Origin of the sequence: Mesorhizobium sp. CA15, assembly GCF_020165215.1 — a bacterium.
GTDB lineage: Bacteria > Pseudomonadota > Alphaproteobacteria > Rhizobiales > Rhizobiaceae > Mesorhizobium.
This window is the reverse complement of sequence record NZ_JAIUHQ010000016.1, coordinates 43,319-60,519: the sequence shown is the minus strand read 5'-3', so window position 1 is coordinate 60,519 and position 17,201 is coordinate 43,319. Positions and strand designations below refer to the sequence as shown.

General features: G+C 63.4%; 15 protein-coding genes. 2 read left to right on the top strand and 13 right to left on the bottom strand.

All coding sequences use genetic code 11. From position 1 onward, the window contains the following. Window positions 1-26: 26 nt before the first annotated feature. The 4 genes from LB515_RS22515 to LB515_RS22500 form a co-directional block, all read right to left on the bottom strand. Complete coding sequence (locus tag LB515_RS22515) at window positions 27-173, bottom strand: hypothetical protein (RefSeq protein ID WP_140836137.1); 147 nt, start codon at window positions 171-173, stop codon at window positions 27-29. Window positions 174-233: 60 nt separating this feature from the next. Next, the gene (locus LB515_RS22510; protein WP_224709004.1) at window positions 234-440 is read right to left on the bottom strand and encodes a hypothetical protein; all 207 of its coding nucleotides are present in this window, start codon (window positions 438-440) and stop codon (window positions 234-236) included. 39 nt (window positions 441-479) lie between these two features. Next, window positions 480-1,100 (bottom strand): ribonuclease D, encoded by a 621-nt coding sequence (locus tag LB515_RS22505; protein WP_095769235.1) that lies wholly within the window; start codon window positions 1,098-1,100, stop codon window positions 480-482. A gap of 136 nt (window positions 1,101-1,236) precedes the next feature. Continuing rightward, window positions 1,237-2,622, bottom strand: a complete 1,386-nt coding sequence (locus LB515_RS22500; RefSeq protein ID WP_224606843.1) for a M20/M25/M40 family metallo-hydrolase — start codon at window positions 2,620-2,622, stop codon at window positions 1,237-1,239. Window positions 2,623-3,048: 426 nt separating this feature from the next. Between LB515_RS22500 and polA the strand changes: the two genes are divergently transcribed. Then, window positions 3,049-6,015 carry a DNA polymerase I gene (gene polA / locus LB515_RS22495; RefSeq protein WP_224709003.1) on the top strand — a complete coding sequence of 989 codons (2,967 nt, stop codon included), beginning with the start codon at window positions 3,049-3,051 and terminating at the stop codon, window positions 6,013-6,015. Window positions 6,016-6,256: 241 nt separating this feature from the next. Here polA and LB515_RS22490 read toward each other — a convergent pair whose 3' ends face one another. The 8 genes from LB515_RS22490 to LB515_RS22455 all read right to left on the bottom strand — a co-directional run bounded on the left by LB515_RS22490 (window position 6,257) and on the right by LB515_RS22455 (window position 14,135). Further along, window positions 6,257-6,661, bottom strand: a complete 405-nt coding sequence (locus tag LB515_RS22490; RefSeq protein ID WP_042640862.1) for a Fur family transcriptional regulator — start codon at window positions 6,659-6,661, stop codon at window positions 6,257-6,259. Window positions 6,662-6,806: 145 nt separating this feature from the next. After that, on the bottom strand, window positions 6,807-7,853 hold the full coding sequence (mgrA, locus tag LB515_RS22485) for an L-glyceraldehyde 3-phosphate reductase (RefSeq protein ID WP_224709002.1): 1,047 nt from the start codon (window positions 7,851-7,853) through the stop codon (window positions 6,807-6,809). 112 nt (window positions 7,854-7,965) lie between these two features. Beyond that, on the bottom strand, window positions 7,966-9,108 hold the full coding sequence (locus LB515_RS22480) for a Gfo/Idh/MocA family protein (protein WP_095769230.1): 1,143 nt from the start codon (window positions 9,106-9,108) through the stop codon (window positions 7,966-7,968). Window positions 9,109-9,113: 5 nt separating this feature from the next. Continuing rightward, complete coding sequence (locus LB515_RS22475; protein ID WP_224709001.1) at window positions 9,114-9,866, bottom strand: sugar phosphate isomerase/epimerase family protein; 753 nt, start codon at window positions 9,864-9,866, stop codon at window positions 9,114-9,116. 24 nt (window positions 9,867-9,890) lie between these two features. Next, window positions 9,891-10,991: an ABC transporter ATP-binding protein gene (locus LB515_RS22470; RefSeq protein WP_224548191.1), complete on the bottom strand. Its 1,101-nt coding sequence runs from the start codon at window positions 10,989-10,991 to the stop codon at window positions 9,891-9,893. A 2-nt stretch (window positions 10,992-10,993) separates the two neighbouring features. After that, complete coding sequence (locus LB515_RS22465; protein WP_224548178.1) at window positions 10,994-11,926, bottom strand: carbohydrate ABC transporter permease; 933 nt, start codon at window positions 11,924-11,926, stop codon at window positions 10,994-10,996. After that, complete coding sequence (locus tag LB515_RS22460) at window positions 11,919-12,812, bottom strand: carbohydrate ABC transporter permease (protein ID WP_140845205.1); 894 nt, start codon at window positions 12,810-12,812, stop codon at window positions 11,919-11,921. Before LB515_RS22460 ends, LB515_RS22465 begins: the two co-directional genes overlap by 8 nt. 84 nt (window positions 12,813-12,896) lie before the next feature. Next, a complete protein-coding gene (locus tag LB515_RS22455) occupies window positions 12,897-14,135 on the bottom strand; it encodes an ABC transporter substrate-binding protein (RefSeq protein ID WP_140674079.1) in 1,239 nt (412 codons plus the stop codon). 384 nt (window positions 14,136-14,519) lie between these two features. Here LB515_RS22455 and LB515_RS22450 point away from each other — a divergent pair, with 384 nt between their 5' ends. Continuing rightward, window positions 14,520-15,566, top strand: coding sequence for a LacI family transcriptional regulator (locus tag LB515_RS22450; RefSeq protein ID WP_095769304.1), 1,047 nt, complete (start codon window positions 14,520-14,522; stop codon window positions 15,564-15,566). Window positions 15,567-15,699: 133 nt separating this feature from the next. On the opposite strand, the gene gndA is transcribed toward LB515_RS22450, so the two are convergent. Then, window positions 15,700-17,187 carry an NADP-dependent phosphogluconate dehydrogenase gene (gene gndA, locus LB515_RS22445; protein WP_224639389.1) on the bottom strand — a complete coding sequence of 496 codons (1,488 nt, stop codon included), beginning with the start codon at window positions 17,185-17,187 and terminating at the stop codon, window positions 15,700-15,702. Between the last annotated feature and the right edge of the window lie 14 nt (window positions 17,188-17,201).

Below are 17,201 nucleotides of genomic sequence, written 5' to 3'. Positions count from 1 at the left end.
GCCGGTTTCCCGGCTGGTCACCATGGTCAATTCTGCTGGATCGAAATGCCCTTGTCGTCGATCTTGAGCTCGACGCCTTTCGGCTTGGTCTGCTCGCGATAGACATAGATGCCGAGCGCGATGACAACCGCGACCAGCGCCCCGATGATGAGATAGAGCGTGTTCTGTCTCATTGCGCCCCCTTGTTGCGGCCAAGCCTCGCGCCCGCCCTGAAATTGTCAGGTGAGGATCACCTACTGGTCATCGTCCCCATCATCGGTTGCCGGCCGCCAGCTCGTCGGTTCGACTTTCTTCTGCGTGTCGCTGTCGGTGTAGACCCACCAGCCGCCGTCGCGATATTGCCCGACGGATTCGTTGACGACGCCGTCGCGGTCCTTCCACATGATCGTGACTTTGGAGCCGTCCTTGGGCGCGCTCGCGATCGGTTTGCGCTCTGCCATTTCACTTCTCCACGGGCTGGGTCGACGGACCTTCGTCCCTCAACTATGCGCGAAAATATCTTCCTCCGCCCAGCCCATCAGGTCGAGCTTGGCGCGCGTCGGCAGGAAACGGAAGCAGGCGTCCGCCTCCTTGGTGCGGTTCTCGCGCGCCAGGCGCGCGCCCAGCACCTCGCGCAACCTGTGCAGGTAGAGCACGTCCGAGGCGGCATATTCGAGCTGTTCGGGCGAGAGCGTCTCGGCCGCCCAGTCGGAGGATTGCTGCACCTTGGACAGGCCGATGCCGAGCAGTTCGCCGCAGAGATCCTTCAGCCCGTGGCGGTCGGTATAGGTGCGGGTGAGCCGTGAGGCGATCTTGGTGCAAAACACCGGCTCGGCCATCACGCCGAAGGCATGGTAGAGCACGGCGATGTCGAAGCGGCCGTAGTGAAACAGCTTGGTGATCGTGTTGTTTCTCAGCAGGCTGGCGAGGTTCGGCGCCTCCTTCTGGCCTGGTGCGATCTGGATGACATCGGCGCTGCCGTCGCCGGGCGAGATCTGCACCACGCAGAGCCGGTCGCGATGCGGGTTGAGCCCCAGCGTTTCCGTGTCGATGGCCACCGCCCCGACATTGTATCGCGACAGGTCGGGTAGATCGTTTTTGTGGAAACGGATATCGGTCATTCTCTTCTCCGGGTCGCGCCTGCGGCGTTGCGCATCCTCGCAACGCCGCAGCACTTCGCGTTAGCTAATTCGTCCTCGCCGCGATCCGGAGAAAAATCAACAGAAAGTTGAACCTCAAGGCTTTCGTGATCTTCGCTCAGCGGGTCAGCGCGTCGAGAATGCGCGCCCAGGACCGCTGCCCCTTGTGGAACGAGGTCAGCTCATACTTCTCGTTCGGCGAATGAATGCGGTCGTCGTCGAGGCCGAAGCCGACCAGCAGCGATTCCATGCCGAGATAGGTCTGGAAATCGCCGACCACGGGAATGGAGCCGCCGCCGCCGGTGGTGACCGCCTGCTTCTCCCATTCGTCGGACAGTGCATCCTTGGCCTTGGCCAGGAACGGCGAGTCGTAGGAGAGCTGGATCGCCGGCGAGCCGCCATGCGGGTGGAATTCGACCGAGCAGTCGCCGGGAATGCGTTCGCGCACGAAAGCCTGGAAGGCGGCGCGGATCTTCTTTGGATCCTGCTTGTGAACGAGCCGGAACGACACTTTTGCCGACGCTTGCGCCGCGATTACCGTCTTGAAACCCTTGCCGGTATAACCGCCGATGATGCCGTTGAATTCCGCGGTCGGCCGCGCCCAGGTGAGCTCGAGCACCGAGCGGCCCTTCTCGCCGGCGGGAATGGAAAGGCCGACCGGTCCGAGGAAGGTCTCGGCCGTCTCGCCAAGTCCCTCCCAGGATTTCAGCACCTGCGAGGGCGTCTCCTCGACGCCGTCATAGAAGCCCGCAATGGTGACGCGGCCGTCCTTGTCGTGAATATCCGCCAGCACCTTGGCCAGGATGCGGATCGGATTGGCGGCCGGGCCGCCATAGAGGCCCGAATGCAGGTCGCGGTTGGCCGCCTTGACGGTGACCTCCTCGCCGACCATGCCGCGCAGCGACACGCAGATCGACGGCGTCTCGCGGTTCCACATGCTGGTGTCGCAGACCAGCGCGAAATCCGCCTTCAGCTCGGCCGCGTTGGCTTCCAGGAACGGCTTCAGCGACGGCGAGCCGGATTCCTCCTCGCCTTCGAACAGGATGGTGACGCGGCAAGGCAGGTTGCCATGCACCTGCTTCCACGCGCGGCAGGCCTCGACGAAGGTCATCAGCTGCCCCTTGTCGTCGGCCGAGCCGCGCCCGGTGATCACTTTGCGGCCGGGCTCGATCTCCTTGATCGAAGGCGCAAACGGATCGGTTTCCCACAATTCGATCGGATCGACCGGCTGGACGTCATAGTGGCCATAGAACAGCACATGCGGCGCGCCCGCCGGTCCCTCGTGATGCGCCACCACCATCGGATGTCCGGGCGTATCGCGCACACTGGCGTCGAAGCCGATCAGCTTGAGCTCGGCGACCAGCCATTCGGCGCCCGCGCGGCAATCGGCGGCAAAGGCCGGATCGGTGGAGATTGACTTGATGCCGAGCAGGCCGAACAGCCGCTCCAGGCTCTGGTCGAGATTCTGGTCGAGACGGTCGAGGACGGGGGAAATTCTGGACATGCTTTTTGCCTTTCGATTTTGGGCAGACCCTAAAGGGCCATGCCGAAAACGAAAAGCCCGCGATCATTGGACCAAGCGGCAAAGGCTTGCCTGAAGGCAAAAAAGAACCGCCGTGGTGGAGGGGGAACCACGGCGGTCTCTACTCGAAACGTTGCGGCAGCCCGGAGAGGGGGGATAGGCTGCCGCAGTTTGCCCGGGATAGGCGGGGGACGGGCCTTACTCCGGACTTCGGCGAAAAACTGCCGATGACGTGTATTTGGGTCTGTGAACATGGCGATTCAAGGGCACGAAAATTACACTTTTGTAACATACCCGTGAGCGGCAAATTTCCAGCCGGACAGGATGTGTCAGGGGTGTTGCCCGAACCGGTGGGTTCCACAGCCTTAGCCATGGACCGCGAAGCCGGGCCGCGCTATCCCTGCCGGCATGAAAAAAGGCGATCACCTCTTCCTCGTCGACGGCTCCGGCTACATTTTCCGCGCCTATCACGCGCTGCCGCCGCTCAACCGCAAATCCGACGGCCTGCCGACCAGCGCCGTGCTCGGCTTCTGCAACATGGTGTGGAAGCTGATGCAGGACGCCCGCAACACCGATGTCGGCGTGGTGCCGACGCATTTCGCCGTCATCTTCGACTATTCGTCGAAAACCTTCCGCAGCGATCTCTACCCCGAATACAAGGCCAACCGCTCTGCGCCGCCGGAAGACCTGATCCCGCAATTCGGCCTGATCCGCCAGGCGACCGCAGCCTTCAATGTCCCTTGCATAGAGACGGAGGGTTTTGAAGCCGACGATATCATCGCGACTTATTGCCGGCTGGCTTGCGAAGCCGGCGCTGATACCACCATCATCTCCTCCGACAAGGATCTGATGCAGTTGGTCGGTCCGACGGTCGGCATGTACGACCCGATGAAGGATCGCCAGATCGGCATTCCCGAGGTGATCGAGAAATGGGGCGTGCCGCCCGAAAAGATGATCGACCTGCAGGCGCTGACCGGCGACTCGGTCGACAATGTTCCGGGCGTGCCGGGCATCGGCCCGAAGACCGCGGCGCAATTGCTGGAACAGTTCGGCGACCTTGACGGGCTGCTGGCGCGCGCTTCGGAGATAAAGCAGGAGAAACGGCGCGAGACCATCATCGCCAATGCCGATAAGGCGCGCATCTCGCGCGAGTTGGTGACGTTGAAGAACGACGTGCCGCTGAAGGAAGGGCTGGACGATCTTGTCCTGCATGCGCCGGATGGCCCGAAGCTGATCGGCTTCCTGAAGACGATGGAGTTCACCACACTGACCCGACGCGTCGCCGAAGCGACCGCAACCGACATTGGCGACGTCCAGGCCACCGCCGTCACCATCGAGCGCGCCGATACCGCGCATGGCCCCGATGTCGGCGCCGGCGCCCCGCCGGTGCCAAGGCCGATCGCGTCCACACAGGGCGACGCCATAAAACCGGCTGCGCCGGTCAGGGGCGAGGACGCGCCGCCGCAAGGCGATACCCCATCGCTCCTCTCTGCCCTGCGGCTGGAGCAGGCAGCCGCCCGCAAGATCGACCCTTCGGCCTATGCGCCCATTCGCGACACGGCCGCGCTCGAGGCCTGGATAGCCGAAGCCCGCGAGGCCGGTGTCCTTGCGTTCGACGCCGAGACCAGCTCGTCCGACCCGATGCGGGCGGACCTGATCGGCCTGTCCATGGCGCTCGCGCCTGGCCGCGCCGTCTATGTGCCGCTTGCCCACAAGAGCGGCAATGGCGACCTGCTCGGCGGCGGCATGCTGGAGAACCAGATCCCGGTCCGCAAGGCGCTGGCGCTGCTGAAGCCGCTGCTTGAGGACCGATCGGTCCTCAAGATCGTCCAGGATATGAAATACGACATTGTCGTGATGAGCCGGCACGGCATCGAGATCGGTCCGTTCGACGACACAATGCTGATCTCCTACGTGCTCGATGCCGGCACATCCGGCGGTCACGACCTCGTCTCGCTGTCGGAGAAATGGCTCGGCCACGCGCCTGCCTCGAAGAAGGAACTCGCCGGCTCGGGCAAGAGCGCCATCGGCTTCGATCAGGTCGATATCGAACGCGCGACTGCCTATGCCGGCGAGCAGGCCGATCTGGCGCTGCAGCTCTGGCGGGTGCTGAAGCCGAGGCTTGCCGCCAAGGGCCTCGTTTCCGTCTATGAGCGTCTGGAAAGGCCGCTTGTGCCCGTGCTTGCCCGCATGGAGCAGCGCGGCATCTCGGTCGACCGCCAGATCCTGTCGCGGCTTTCCGGCGAGCTGGCTCAAGGCGCGGCTCGCGTCGAGGAAGAGATCTACGGGATCGTCGGCGAGCGCATCAACATCGGCTCGCCGAAGCAGCTCGGCGACATATTGTTCGGCAAGATGGGGCTGCCGGGCGGCTCGAAGACCAAGACCGGCCAATGGTCGACCTCGGCACAGTTGCTGGAAGATCTCGCCGCCGAGGGCCACGAGCTGCCGCGCAAGATCGTCGACTGGCGCCAGCTTACCAAGCTGAAATCGACCTATACCGACGCGCTGCCCGGTTTCATCAACCCCGGCACCAACCGCGTCCACACTTCCTATGCGCTGGCAGCAACCACGACCGGGCGCCTGTCGTCCTCCGATCCCAATTTGCAGAACATCCCGGTGCGAACGGCGGAAGGCCGCAAGATCAGGACCGCCTTTATTGCGGAGAAAGGCCACAAGCTGGTCTCGGCCGACTACAGCCAGATCGAATTGCGCGTGCTTGCGCATGTCGCCGAAATCCCGCAGCTCAAACAGGCCTTCGCCGACGGCGCCGACATTCATGCCATCACCGCGTCGGAAATGTTCAATGTGCCGGTCGAAGGCATGCCTTCGGAGGTGCGCCGGCGCGCCAAGGCGATCAATTTCGGCATCATCTACGGCATCTCGGCCTTCGGCCTCGCCAACCAGCTGTCGATCCCGCGCGAGGAGGCGGGCGCCTACATCAAACGCTATTTCGAGCGTTTTCCGGGCATCCGGGACTATATCGAGGAGACCAAGGCCTATGCGCGGGAGAACGGTTTCGTCGAGACGATCTTCGGCCGCCGCATCCACTATCCGGAGATAAGGGCTTCCAACCCGTCGGTGCGCGCCTTCAACGAGCGCGCCTCAATCAACGCCAGGCTCCAGGGCACCGCCGCCGACATTATCCGCCGCGCCATGGTGCATATGGAAGAAGCGCTGGAGAAGGCGAAGCTCTCCGCCCGCATGCTGTTGCAGGTGCATGACGAGCTGATCTTCGAGACGGTGGAAGCGGAGGTCGAGGCGACGATCCCCGTGGTGCGCAAGGTGATGGAGAATGCGCCGATGCCGGCGGTCTCGATGTCGGTGCCGCTGCATGTCGATGCGCGGGCCGCCGACAACTGGGACGAGGCGCATTAGGCGTCTCACGTTCGTTCGTCATCCACGGGCGGAGCAAGGAGCGAAGCGACGCGCGCAGACCCGAGGATCCATGCCGCGACGCGCGCCGTAGTGCGCGGCGGTTGTGGATAGCTTGCCGAGCACGCCGCTTGTCAATGCAGATTCTGCACCGTGGCGGTGCGTGTATGTCACGGAATGGATACTAGGGGTCTGCGCGCGTCGCTTCGCTCCTTGCTCCGCCCTAGTATGACGAAGTGAAGGCTTACGCCGCTTCGGCCCTGCACTTGGCGCACACACCGCGAAACTCGATCACCGCCTTCTTGGCGGCAAATCCCGTCGAGCGCACCCATTCGTCCAGCCGGTGGCCGACATCGTGGTCGGACATCTCGGTCACCTGGCCGCAATTGTCGCAAATGGCGAAGGCCGTCATCGAATGGCTGTGGTCGTGCGGCTCGGCGCAGGCAACGAAGGAGTTTAGGCTTTCGAGCCGGTGCACGAAGCCGGACTTCACCAGCGTGTCGAGCGCCCGGTAGACCTGCAGCGGCGCGCGGAAACCGCGCTCGCGCAGCTGGTCGAGCAAAGTATAGGCGCTGAGCGGTCCGCTGGATGCCTCGAGCTTCTCGAGCACGCAGAGCTGGTTCTTGGTCAGCGCATCTCTTGCCGTCATCTTGTTCGCCCAATCGACGCTCGCGGCAGATCTCGCGAACGACTTCAATTCCCCTGAGATAACGACGAACAAGCGATTTTGCCACTGTTTCCGCAGCACATCCCTTCTGGTACGCGCCCCGACGAGATGGTTCTCCAGCTGATCGCTACTTGCGCGGCGGTCCCTTGCGTTCGGCCGAAGCCGCCCAGAGGTTGATGTCGGACTCGCGGGCGTGGCTGTCGATCTCGGCGAGCTCGGCGTCGGAGAACTCGAGCGCCTTGAGCGAGCCGACGCAATCCTCGACCTGTTCCGGCCGGCTGGCCCCGATCAGCGCCGTGGTCACGCGGCCTTTGCGCAGCACCCAGGCCAGCGCCATCTGCGCCAAGGTCTGGCCGCGGCGGCCGGCAATGGCGTTGAGCGCCTTGATATTAGCGATCGACTTGTCGTTGATGAAGGCCGGTCGCAACGACTTGCCCTGGGATGCGCGGCTGCCCTCGGGGATGCCGCCGAGATATTTGTCGGTCAGCATGCCCTGCGCCAGCGGCGAGAACACGATCGAGCCGATGCCGAGCCCCTCCAGCGTGTCGAGCAGCCCATCCTCCTCGACCCAGCGGTTGAGCATCGAATAGCTCGGCTGGTGGATGAGGCAAGGAGTGCCGAGCTGGCGCAGAATGTCGGCCGCCTCGCGCGTGCGCTGCGAATTGTAGGACGAGATGCCAGCATAGAGCGCCTTGCCCGAGCGCACCGCGTAGTCGAGCGCGCCCATCGTTTCTTCGAGCGGCGTCTCGGGATCGAAACGGTGCGAATAGAAGATGTCGACATAGTCGAGCCCCATGCGCTTGAGGCTCTGGTCGAGGCTGGCGAGCACATATTTGCGGCTGCCCCATTCGCCATACGGACCGGCCCACATCTCGTAGCCAGCCTTGGTCGAGATGATCATCTCATCGCGATAGGCAGCGAAATCGGTGCGCAGTATCTCGCCGAACGCGATTTCCGCCGAGCCGGGCGGCGGGCCGTAATTGTTGGCGAGGTCGAAATGCGTGATGCCGAGGTCGAAGGCCTTGCGCACGATCGCCTGCTTGGTCCTGTGCGGCGTGTCGCTGCCGAAATTGTGCCATAGCCCGAGCGAGATCGCCGGCAGCTTCAGGCCGGACCGACCGCAGCGATTATAGATCATCTTCTCGTAGCGGTTTTCGGCGGCGACATAGGACATGGGGAACCTTCGGGATCGAAACGGCGTGGCGACCACCGCCAACCTGATTTGAATCGATGCTTGCCCCTAACCCTTACCCTCTCCCCGCCGGAACGGGGAGAGGGGTTGCCACCTACTTTTTCTTCGCCAGCAACGCCTTCGCGTCCTTGACGCCGAGCGCGGCCGGCCGCTCGCAGGTCGTCTGCATGGCGACATATTTGCCGCTTTCGCCCGAGCGCAGGATGCCGGTCATGACATCGACGGCGTGCAGCGCCAGCTCCATCGAGCAGCGGTGCGGCCGCCCTTCGCCAATCGCGATTGCCATGTCGGCAAGGCCGGCGGTGCGGTAATTAGCCATCATGCCCTGGCCGTGCATCTCGTTCGGCACGCCGAACGGATGGTTCCACTTGGGCAGCCTCTTCACCGGCTTGGCCGAGTCGGTGAAGCGTACATCGCCGCCGAAGAAATTCGGATCCGGCACGAAGACGGTGCCCAATTCGCCGTAGAGCTCCATCGGCGCGTGGCCATGGCTCCAGACGTCCCAGCTGGTGTTGAGCGTGATCACCGCGCCATTCGCGAACTCGAGCAGCGCATGGATGGTGGTCGGAGTGTTCACCGGGATCTTCTCGCCCGCCCGCGGTTTGGAGCTGATGGTGCGCTCCTTGGCCGGCGTTGTTGCGAAGGCGGCCACCTGCTTCACCGGCCCGATCAACTGGATCAGGTTGGTGACATAGTATGGCCCGATGTCGAGCACCGGGCCGGCGCCCGGCTGGAAGAAGAAATCCGGGTTGGGGTGCCAGTGCTCCATGCCGTGGCCCATCACATGGCAGGTGCCGCTGGTGATCGCGCCGAGCTTGCCGCTGTCGATGAGATCGCGGACCAGTTGGTGCGCGCCGCCGAGGAACGTGTCCGGCGCCGAACCGATGCGCAGGCCCTTCTTCTCGGCCCGTTTCTTGAGATCGAGCCCTTCCTCGATCGACAAGACGAACGGCTTTTCCGAATAGACATGCTTGCCGGCATCGAGCACCGCTTTGGAGATTTCATAGTGCACCGCCGGAACCGTCAGGTTGACGATGATGTCGATCTCGTCGTCCTTGAGCAGGTCGTTGACCGTCTCGGCGCGCAGCTTGAACTCCTTCGCCCGCGCTTTCGCGGCCTCCATGTTGATATCCGCGCAGGCGCGCATCTTGATGCCGCGGAACAGCGGCGCCAGCGAGAAATACGCCTTCGAGATGTTGCCGCAGCCGATGACGCCGATGCCAAGTTTCTCTGCCATTTCGATTACTCCTGCCAGCTCTTGGCTGCTGCGATTGAGCGGCGGGCATAGCGCTCGATGTCGTTGGGGTTGTCCTGCTCCATGACGAAATACTGCGCGGCGCTCTTGGCGCGCAACGTCTTGAACAGGCCCGCCCAGTCGATCGTGCCGTGCCCGACATCGGACCAGCCGTCCTCGTCCAGCCCCTCGCCCGGCTTCGCCATATCCTTGACGTGGACGGCAACGATCCGCTTGCCATGCTTCTCGATCCAGGGCAGCGGATCGGCGCCGCCGCGCACCACCCAGGCGACGTCCATCTCCCAGCCGATGTCCGGTGCCGCGGACAGGATGTGGTCCTGCGGCAGCGAGCCGTCCGCAAGCGCCTTGAACTCGAAATCGTGGTTATGCCAGGCAAAGCCGTAGCCAGCCTTTTTTGCCACCTCGCCCACCTTGGCGAGGCGCTCGCCGAAGCCGCGCCAGCCGGCGGCGTCGGACGGGCGCTGATCGGGCATCAGATAGGGGCAGATCAGCAGCCTGATGCCGAGCGCGTCGGCGATCTTGCGCACGCCGTCGAAATCGTTCTCCAGCGCCTCGATCGAGAAATGCCCGGTCGGCATCGCAAGCCCGTTCTTGTCGAGCTCGGCGCGAAACGCCTTCGGGTCGTCATAGACGCCGCCAAAGCCTTCGACCTGGCTGTAGCCGAGCTCGCCGAGCATTTTCACCACGTCGTTCCATGGTTGAAAATTGCGAGCGCTGTAGAGTTGGAATGACCAGTTCATGTCCTGTCCGTTCTGCTTGGGAGGTTAAAGGCGGTTGCCGGTCTGGGCGTCGAAGAGCGAAGCGCGCATCGGATCGAAGCCGACAGTCACCGCCTCATCATTCCGGGGCGTACGCTCCGAGGTAACCCGGACGCTGAATTTCTGTTGAGCGAGCTGCAGCCAGACCAGCGTGTCGGAGCCCATCGGTTCCACCACTTCGACTTTGCTGGCCGCCGAGAATGGCCAGCCGGCGCCGCTGTTCAGACTCACATGTTCGGGCCTGATGCCGAACACGGCTGGTCCGGGTTCCGGCTGCCGATCGAAATCATAGGTACTGAGTGGAATCTTCAGACCATCGGCAAGAAAATGCCAGCCGCCATCCGCGTTTTCCAAATGGCCGTCGACAAAGTTCATCGCCGGCGAGCCGAGGAAGCCGGCAACGAAGCGATTGACCGGACGGTTGTAGATGGTCTGCGGCGCGTCGAGCTGCTGGATGACGCCGCCCTTCATCACGGCAATGCGGTCGGCGAGCGTCATTGCCTCGATCTGGTCGTGGGTGACGTAGATCATGGTGTTTTCGAGCTTGCGGTGCAGCAGCTTGATCTCGACGCGCAGTTCCGCCCGCAGCTTGGCATCGAGATTGGAGAGCGGCTCGTCGAACAGGAAGACGTCGACGTCGCGCACCAGTGCCCGCCCGATCGCCACGCGCTGGCGCTGGCCGCCGGAGAGCGCCGAGGGCTTGCGCTGCAACAGCGGCTCGATCTGCAGGATCTCGGCGGCGCGTGCGATGCGCTTGGCGATCTCGTCCTTGGCCAGGCCGGCAACGCGCAGACCGAAGGACAGGTTCTTCTCCACCGTCATCTGCGGATAGAGCGCGTACGACTGGAACACCATGCCGATGCCGCGGTCCTTAGGCTCCTCCCAGGTGACGTTCTTGCCCTTGATGAAGATGCGGCCTTCCGAAATGTCGAGCAGGCCGGCGATGCAGTTGAGCAAGGTGGATTTGCCGCAGCCGGACGGTCCCAGAAGCACGATGAACTCGCCCTCGGCGACGTCGAGATTGAGCGTTTTCAGCACCGACATCACACCGAAATTGAGCGACAGGTCCTGGATCGAAACGCTGGGATTGGCGATTGCCGCTGCCATCATCATCCTTTCACTGCGCCAGCCGCGATGCCGCGCACGAAGAGCTTGCCGGAAATGAAATAGACGATCAGCGGAACGAGCCCGGTGAGGATCGTCGCGGCCATGTTGACGTTGTATTCCTTCACGCCCTGCACCGAATTGACGATGTTGTTGAGCTGCACCGTCATCGGATAGGTGTCGGGGCGCGTGTAGACGACGCCGAACAGGAAGTCGTTCCAGATGCCGGTGACCTGCAGGATGATGGCGACGACGAAGATCGGCAGCGACATCGGCAGCATGATGCGCAGATAAATGCCCCAGAAGCCGGCGCCGTCGACGCGCGCCGCGCGGAACAGTTCCTCCGGCATCGACGTGAAATAGTTGCGGAACAAGAGGGTCAGGATCGGCATGCCGAAGATCGAATGCACGATCACAAGGCCGGTCAGGGTGCCGTATATGCCGATCTCGCGCAGGATGATGACGATCGGATAGATCATCACCTGGTAGGGAATGAAGGCGCCGACGATCAGGATGATGAAGAAGGTGTCGGCGCCCTTGAAGCGCCAGTTGGCCAAGGCATAGCCGTTCACCGAGGCAATCGCGATCGACAGCAGCACCGACGGCACGGTGATACGCACCGAATTCCAGAAACCGCGCGAGAGCCCGTCGCAGTTGAGGCCGGTGCAGGCGGTCGCCCAGGCTTTCACCCAGGGCTCGAAGGTGATTTCCACCGGCGGCGAGAAGATGTTGCCGAGGCGGATTTCCGGCATGCCCTTCAGCGACGTGACGATCATCACGTAGAGCGGCAAAAGGTAATAGAGCGCCACGACGATCAGCGTGCCGTAGAGAAAGATGTTGCGGCGCGAGAGCGCATGCCGCGGCTTCGCGCCGGCAGGCCCAGCTTCGTCGCGCCGAAGGACGCCCGCATCAGATGGGGAGGCAGCGACATCAACCACGCCGGCGGCCTCCGAATTCGAGATAGGCCCATGGCACGATGACGATCATCACCGAGAGCAGCATCATGGTCGAGGCGGCGAAACCCTGGCCGAGATTCTGGGCGAAGAACATGTAGTCGTAGACGTATTTTGCCGGCACTTCGGAGGCGATGCCCGGCCCGCCGCTGGTCTGCGCCACGACGAGATCATAGACCTTGACGATGCCGGCAGCGATTATGACCAGCGTGGTGATGAAGACCGGCCGCATCATCGGGATGACGATGAACAGGTAGGTCTTCCACATCGGGATGCCGTCCACTCGCGCCGCCTTCCATATGTCTTCGTCGATGCCGCGCAGGCCGGCAAGCATCAGGCACATGATCAGCCCCGTGCCCTGCCAGAGCGCGGCGATGGAAATGCCGTAGATGACGATGCTGGAATTATAGAGCGGGTCGAAGCTGAAGCCCGTCCAGCCGAGGTCGCGCACGACGCGCTGGATGCCGAAATCCGGGTTGAGCAGCCATTGCCAGACCAGCCCGGTGACGATGAAGGAGAGCGCGAAGGGATAGAGGAAGATGGTGCGGAACGTATCCTCGAAGCGGATCTTCTGGTCGAGGAGCGCCGCCAGGACGAAGCCGATCACCAGCGAGAACACCAGCGAGATCACGCCATAGATCAGGAGGTTCTCGATCGAGATCAGCCAGCGCGGCGTCGCCCACAACCGATAATACTGGTCGAGGCCGACGAAGTTGAGCCGTGGCAGCAGCTTCGAATTGGTGAAGGAGTAGAGGACCGTCCACGCCGTGCCACCGACGAACACCACAAGCGCGGTGAGCACCATCGGAATCGATGCGATCTTCGCATTGAGGTTACGGAAAAGCTGGTTGGGACGTTCGCTATTGCTCATCTCGACAGCCGGGCTGGGGCAATGAGGACATCATGCTCCCGACCCCCGTTAGCAGGGACCGGGAGCTGGCGGGGCGCCGGTAGATCAATCGGCCGAAGCGATGATGGCGGCGAAGCGCTTCTGCGCCTCTTCGACCGTCATGTCCGGCTTGGCGAAGAACTCGGAGAACAGGTCCTCCTTCTGCTTCTGGCTGTCCTGCGAAAGCAGTTGGTCCGTCCACGGCATGACGGCGCCCTTGGCGAGGATGGCGAGGCCCTTCTTCATGCAGTCGTTCGCCGCGTTGAGGTCGACGTCGCCACGCACCGGCAGCGAGCCCTTCTTGAGGTTGAAGGCGACCTGGGTCTTCGGATCGAGCAAGGTCTCGGCGAGCACCGCCTGCGCCTTCGTCTTTGCCTCATCCTTGAGCAGCGGGAAGTAGAAGGCGTCGCCGCCGGTGGCGATGACTTCGTTCAGGCCGAGGCCGGGCAAGCAGGTATAGTCCTTGCCGGCCGTCTTGCCGGCAACCTGGAACTCGCCCTGCGCCCAGTCGCCCATGATCTGGCCGGCGGCCTTGCCGGTGATGACCAGATTGGTGGCCTGGTTCCAGTCCTGCACATTGGTGTTCTTGGCCATCTTGCGGGCGTCGTCCGCCGCCTTGAACACCTTGGCGATCTCCGGGCCTGCCGCGAAGGTGGCGTCCTTGTCCTTGTAGACCTTGAGGAACGTGTCGGTGCCCCCGGTCGCGGCCATCAGCACGTCGAAGGCGCCCGAGGCTTGCCAAGCCTGTCCGCCGACCGCGAGCGGAATGATGCCCGCCTTTTCCAGCGCCGGCGCATCCGCCACGAATTCATTCCAGTCCTTCGGCACAGGCAGGCCGGCCTTCTGGAAGGCCTCGTTGGACAGCCACAGCCACTGCCAGGAATGGATATTAACCGGCACACAATAGATCTTGCCGTCGATGGTGCAACTATCGAGCAGGCTCTTCGGCCGCACGATCTCCGTCCACTTGTCCTTGGTGGCGATATCGGTGAGGTCGCGCATCAGCCCGGCCTGCACCAGTTCCTCCGCCTGGCGGCCGTGGTTGAACTGGGTGGCGCCCATTGGATCGCCGCCGGTGATGCGGCTGATCATGATCGGCCGCGCCGTGCCGCCGGAGCCTGCAATGGCGCCGTCGACCCAGTGGTTGCCCGTCGCGTCGAAAGCCTTGGCAAGCTCGGCCACCGCTGCCGCCTCGCCGCCGGAAGTCCACCAATGGGTGACTTCCAGGTCGGTCGCGGCCGCCGGACCGGCGAAATTGAGCGCAACTGTCGCGGCAAAGGCAGCAGTCAGGAATTTGTATCGCATTTCGGCTCCTCCCGGAATCTGAAACGTTACAGATTTTCGATACGGCAAATGATCCGCCTAGGCAACCCCTCGCCTTGAAGCCGGTCAAGATTTTTTCGTGACGCGAACAAAATCTTTCTCCCGAGGCGGCAATGTCGGTGTCAGATCAGTCGATTGGTGCCAAAAGTAGGCCCAGACCGATATTTCTTTGTGATTCCAGCGACTTTCGGCTCCTCTCCGCATCCACGATGCCGACGGCGCGACCTTGCCGGTTGATCACGAAGATTGGCAATCTGTAACGTTTCAGTATATTGAGCCGAGCCGCAAACTGAAGGTCGCGCAAATGTCACCGCCGCACGATTGCCGGTCGGCCCCGCGACTGCTATGCGCCTGACGGGCGGGACGATGGATAGACGGATAACGAAGAAGGGCGACGACGACACGTCGGGCAAGGAACGGCCGACGCTGAAGACGCTTGCCTTCATGACCGGGCTGGGCGTCACGACAGTCTCGCGCGCGCTGAAGGATGCGCCCGAGATCGGCGCCGAGACCAGGCGTCGCGTCCAACTCGTCGCCAAGCAGATCGGCTACCGCCCCAACCGCGCCGGCGTACGTTTGCGGACCGGCAAGACCAACGTGATATCGCTTGTGCTGAACACCGAGCACGAGCTCATGAGCTTCGTCTCGGACATCATCTACGGCGTCACCGAGGTGATCGCCGACACGCCCTACCATCTGATCGTCACGCCCTATTCGCGCTCGCAGGATCCGCTGGACCCGGTGCGCTATCTGGTCGAGACGGGCTCGGCCGACGGCGTCATCATCTCGCGCACCCAGCCCAACGATCCACGGGCGCGCTATATGCTGGAGCGCGGCATTCCCTTCGCCACGCATGGTCGCACCGACATGGGGCTGGTGCATCCCTATCACGACTTCGACAATTATGCCTTTGCCGGCGAAGCCGTCCGCTACCTCGCCGGCAGGGGCCGCAACCGGCTTGCCCTGGTGACGCCTCCGGTCGGCCTCACCTATCACGGCCATACGGTCGCCGGCTTTGCCGATGCGCTGAGCGAGGTGGGTGCCAGCGAGGTGCCGTTCAACACCGTCTCCATCGATCAGTCGATCGAGCAGATCAGGATGCGGACCGCGCAATTGATGCGGCGCAAGGACCGTCCGGACGGCTTCGTCAGCAGCGCCGCCGCCGCGACGCTCGCCATCGTGGCCGGCATAGAGGACGCCGGGCTGAAGCTCGGCCGCGACGTCGACGTGGTGTCGAAACAATCGTCGGAATTGCTGCATCTGTTCCGGCGAGAGCTGCTCGTCGTCAACGAGAATTTCCGGCTCGCCGGCTCCGAGCTCGCCCGCGCCGTCCTCGGCTGGATCGGCGGCGCCGATCCAGGCACGCTGCAATCGCTCAGCACGCCGAGCGAGGTTTTGCCCTATCGCGGCTGACTGGCGCGACTTGAGGGGCAGGTCAGGCCGAGTCGAAAATGGTGGCTTCCGAGAACCGGAGCGGAGCGTACTTAAAGTACGTGAGCACCGGAAGCGCAGGAAGCCGCCATTTGCAGGCCGGCCTCACCTGGCCCTAGGCGGCCCCACTCCCCCATGGGCCATGAAACGCCCCCTCTTCCCCGATGCGCTCGAAGCCGTGCGCGCCGAAGAAGTCGCGCTGCGCCTGGATCAGGTTCGAGGTGCCGCGTCCTTGGCGGTAGCTGTCGAAATAGGCGAGCGCCGACGACAGCGCCGGCACCGGCGAGCCGGCCTCGGAGGCGCGCGCCACGATGCGCCTCAGCGACGGATGCGCCTCCTTCATCATGGCGATGAAGGCCGGCGCCATCAGCAGATTGGTGGAAGCGCTGCCTGAGCCGAAGGCCTCGGCCATCGTGTCCAGCATCTGCGAGCGGATGATGCAGCCGGCGCGCCAGATCTTGGCGATGGTCGGCATGGGCAGATTCCAGTTGAATTCCTTGGAGGCGCCGCTCATCACCGCGAAACCTTGCGCGTAAGCCGCGATCTTGCCGGCGAACAATGCCAACTCCAGGTCCTTGAGCAGCGCGCCGCTGTCGCCGGAAATCTTTTCGACGCCGATATTGCCATAGGCCTTTTCCGCCGCCTGCCGCTCATCCTTGATCGAGGACAGCACGCGCGCCGCGACCGCCGCCTCGATCGCCGTCGCCGGAATGCCGAGCTGCTGCGCTTCGATGACCGACCATTTGCCGGTGCCCTTCTGCCCGGCGCGGTCGAGGATGATGTCGGCAACCGGCTTGCCGGTCTTGGGATCGTCGGCGGCGAGAACTTTTGCGGTGATCTCGATCAGGTAGGAATTGAGCCGGCCCTTGTTCCATTCTTCGAAGACCTTGCCGATCTCCTTCGGCGCCATGCCGAGGCCGTCGCGCAAGATGCCGTAGATCTCGGCGATCATCTGCATGTCGGCATATTCGATGCCGTTGTGGATGGTCTTGACGAAATGGCCGGCGCCGTCGGTGCCGAGCCAGGCGGCGCAGGGCTCGCCCTTGAACTTGGCCGAGATCGCCGTCAGCACTTTCTCGACGCGCTTCCAGGACTCCTCAGTGCCGCCGACCATGATCGAGGGGCCGTGCCGCGCGCCCTCCTCGCCGCCCGACACGCCCATGCCGATAAAGGTCAGGCCCGAGCCGGACAGCTCCGAGAAGCGGCGCATCGTGTCGCGGAAATTGGCGTTGCCGGCATCGATCACGATGTCGTTGGCCGACAGCACGCCGCGCAGCGCCGCGATCTGCTCGTCGACCGGCTTGCCGGCCAGCACCATGATGATGATCGGCCGCGGAGGCCGGATCGCGGCGGCGAGCTCCTCCAGGCTGTAGCAGGGAACGACCATGTCCTTCAGCGAACCGGCACTCTCGACAAAGGCGTCGGTGCGCGACGGCGTGCGGTTGAAGACTGCGATGCGGTGCCCGTGCTCGGCGATGTTGAGCGCCAGGTTGGAACCCATCGTGCCAAGGCCGATCAGGCCGATTTCGGCTTTTTCCATCGTTTCTTCCCTGCGTTCGGATGCTTCTTGTAGGCTGCGTCCTGGAGAACGCCTTTCCCAGATGAATGACGGGCCTT

Excerpts from the sequence above, each read along its gene's own strand:
- LB515_RS22515 (WP_140836137.1), bottom strand. The coding sequence starts at position 173 with ATGAGACAGAACACGCTCTATCTCATCATCGGGGCGCTGGTCGCGGTT.
- LB515_RS22510 (WP_224709004.1), bottom strand. The coding sequence starts at position 440 with ATGGCAGAGCGCAAACCGATCGCGAGCGCGCCCAAGGACGGCTCCAAA.
- LB515_RS22505 (WP_095769235.1), bottom strand. The coding sequence starts at position 1,100 with ATGACCGATATCCGTTTCCACAAAAACGATCTACCCGACCTGTCGCGA.
- LB515_RS22500 (WP_224606843.1), bottom strand. The coding sequence starts at position 2,622 with ATGTCCAGAATTTCCCCCGTCCTCGACCGTCTCGACCAGAATCTCGAC.
- polA (WP_224709003.1), top strand. The coding sequence starts at position 3,049 with ATGAAAAAAGGCGATCACCTCTTCCTCGTCGACGGCTCCGGCTACATT.
- LB515_RS22490 (WP_042640862.1), bottom strand. The coding sequence starts at position 6,661 with ATGACGGCAAGAGATGCGCTGACCAAGAACCAGCTCTGCGTGCTCGAG.
- mgrA (WP_224709002.1), bottom strand. The coding sequence starts at position 7,853 with ATGTCCTATGTCGCCGCCGAAAACCGCTACGAGAAGATGATCTATAAT.
- LB515_RS22480 (WP_095769230.1), bottom strand. The coding sequence starts at position 9,108 with ATGGCAGAGAAACTTGGCATCGGCGTCATCGGCTGCGGCAACATCTCG.
- LB515_RS22475 (WP_224709001.1), bottom strand. The coding sequence starts at position 9,866 with ATGAACTGGTCATTCCAACTCTACAGCGCTCGCAATTTTCAACCATGG.
- LB515_RS22470 (WP_224548191.1), bottom strand. The coding sequence starts at position 10,991 with ATGGCAGCGGCAATCGCCAATCCCAGCGTTTCGATCCAGGACCTGTCG.
- LB515_RS22460 (WP_140845205.1), bottom strand. The coding sequence starts at position 12,812 with ATGAGCAATAGCGAACGTCCCAACCAGCTTTTCCGTAACCTCAATGCG.
- LB515_RS22455 (WP_140674079.1), bottom strand. The coding sequence starts at position 14,135 with ATGCGATACAAATTCCTGACTGCTGCCTTTGCCGCGACAGTTGCGCTC.
- LB515_RS22450 (WP_095769304.1), top strand. The coding sequence starts at position 14,520 with ATGGATAGACGGATAACGAAGAAGGGCGACGACGACACGTCGGGCAAG.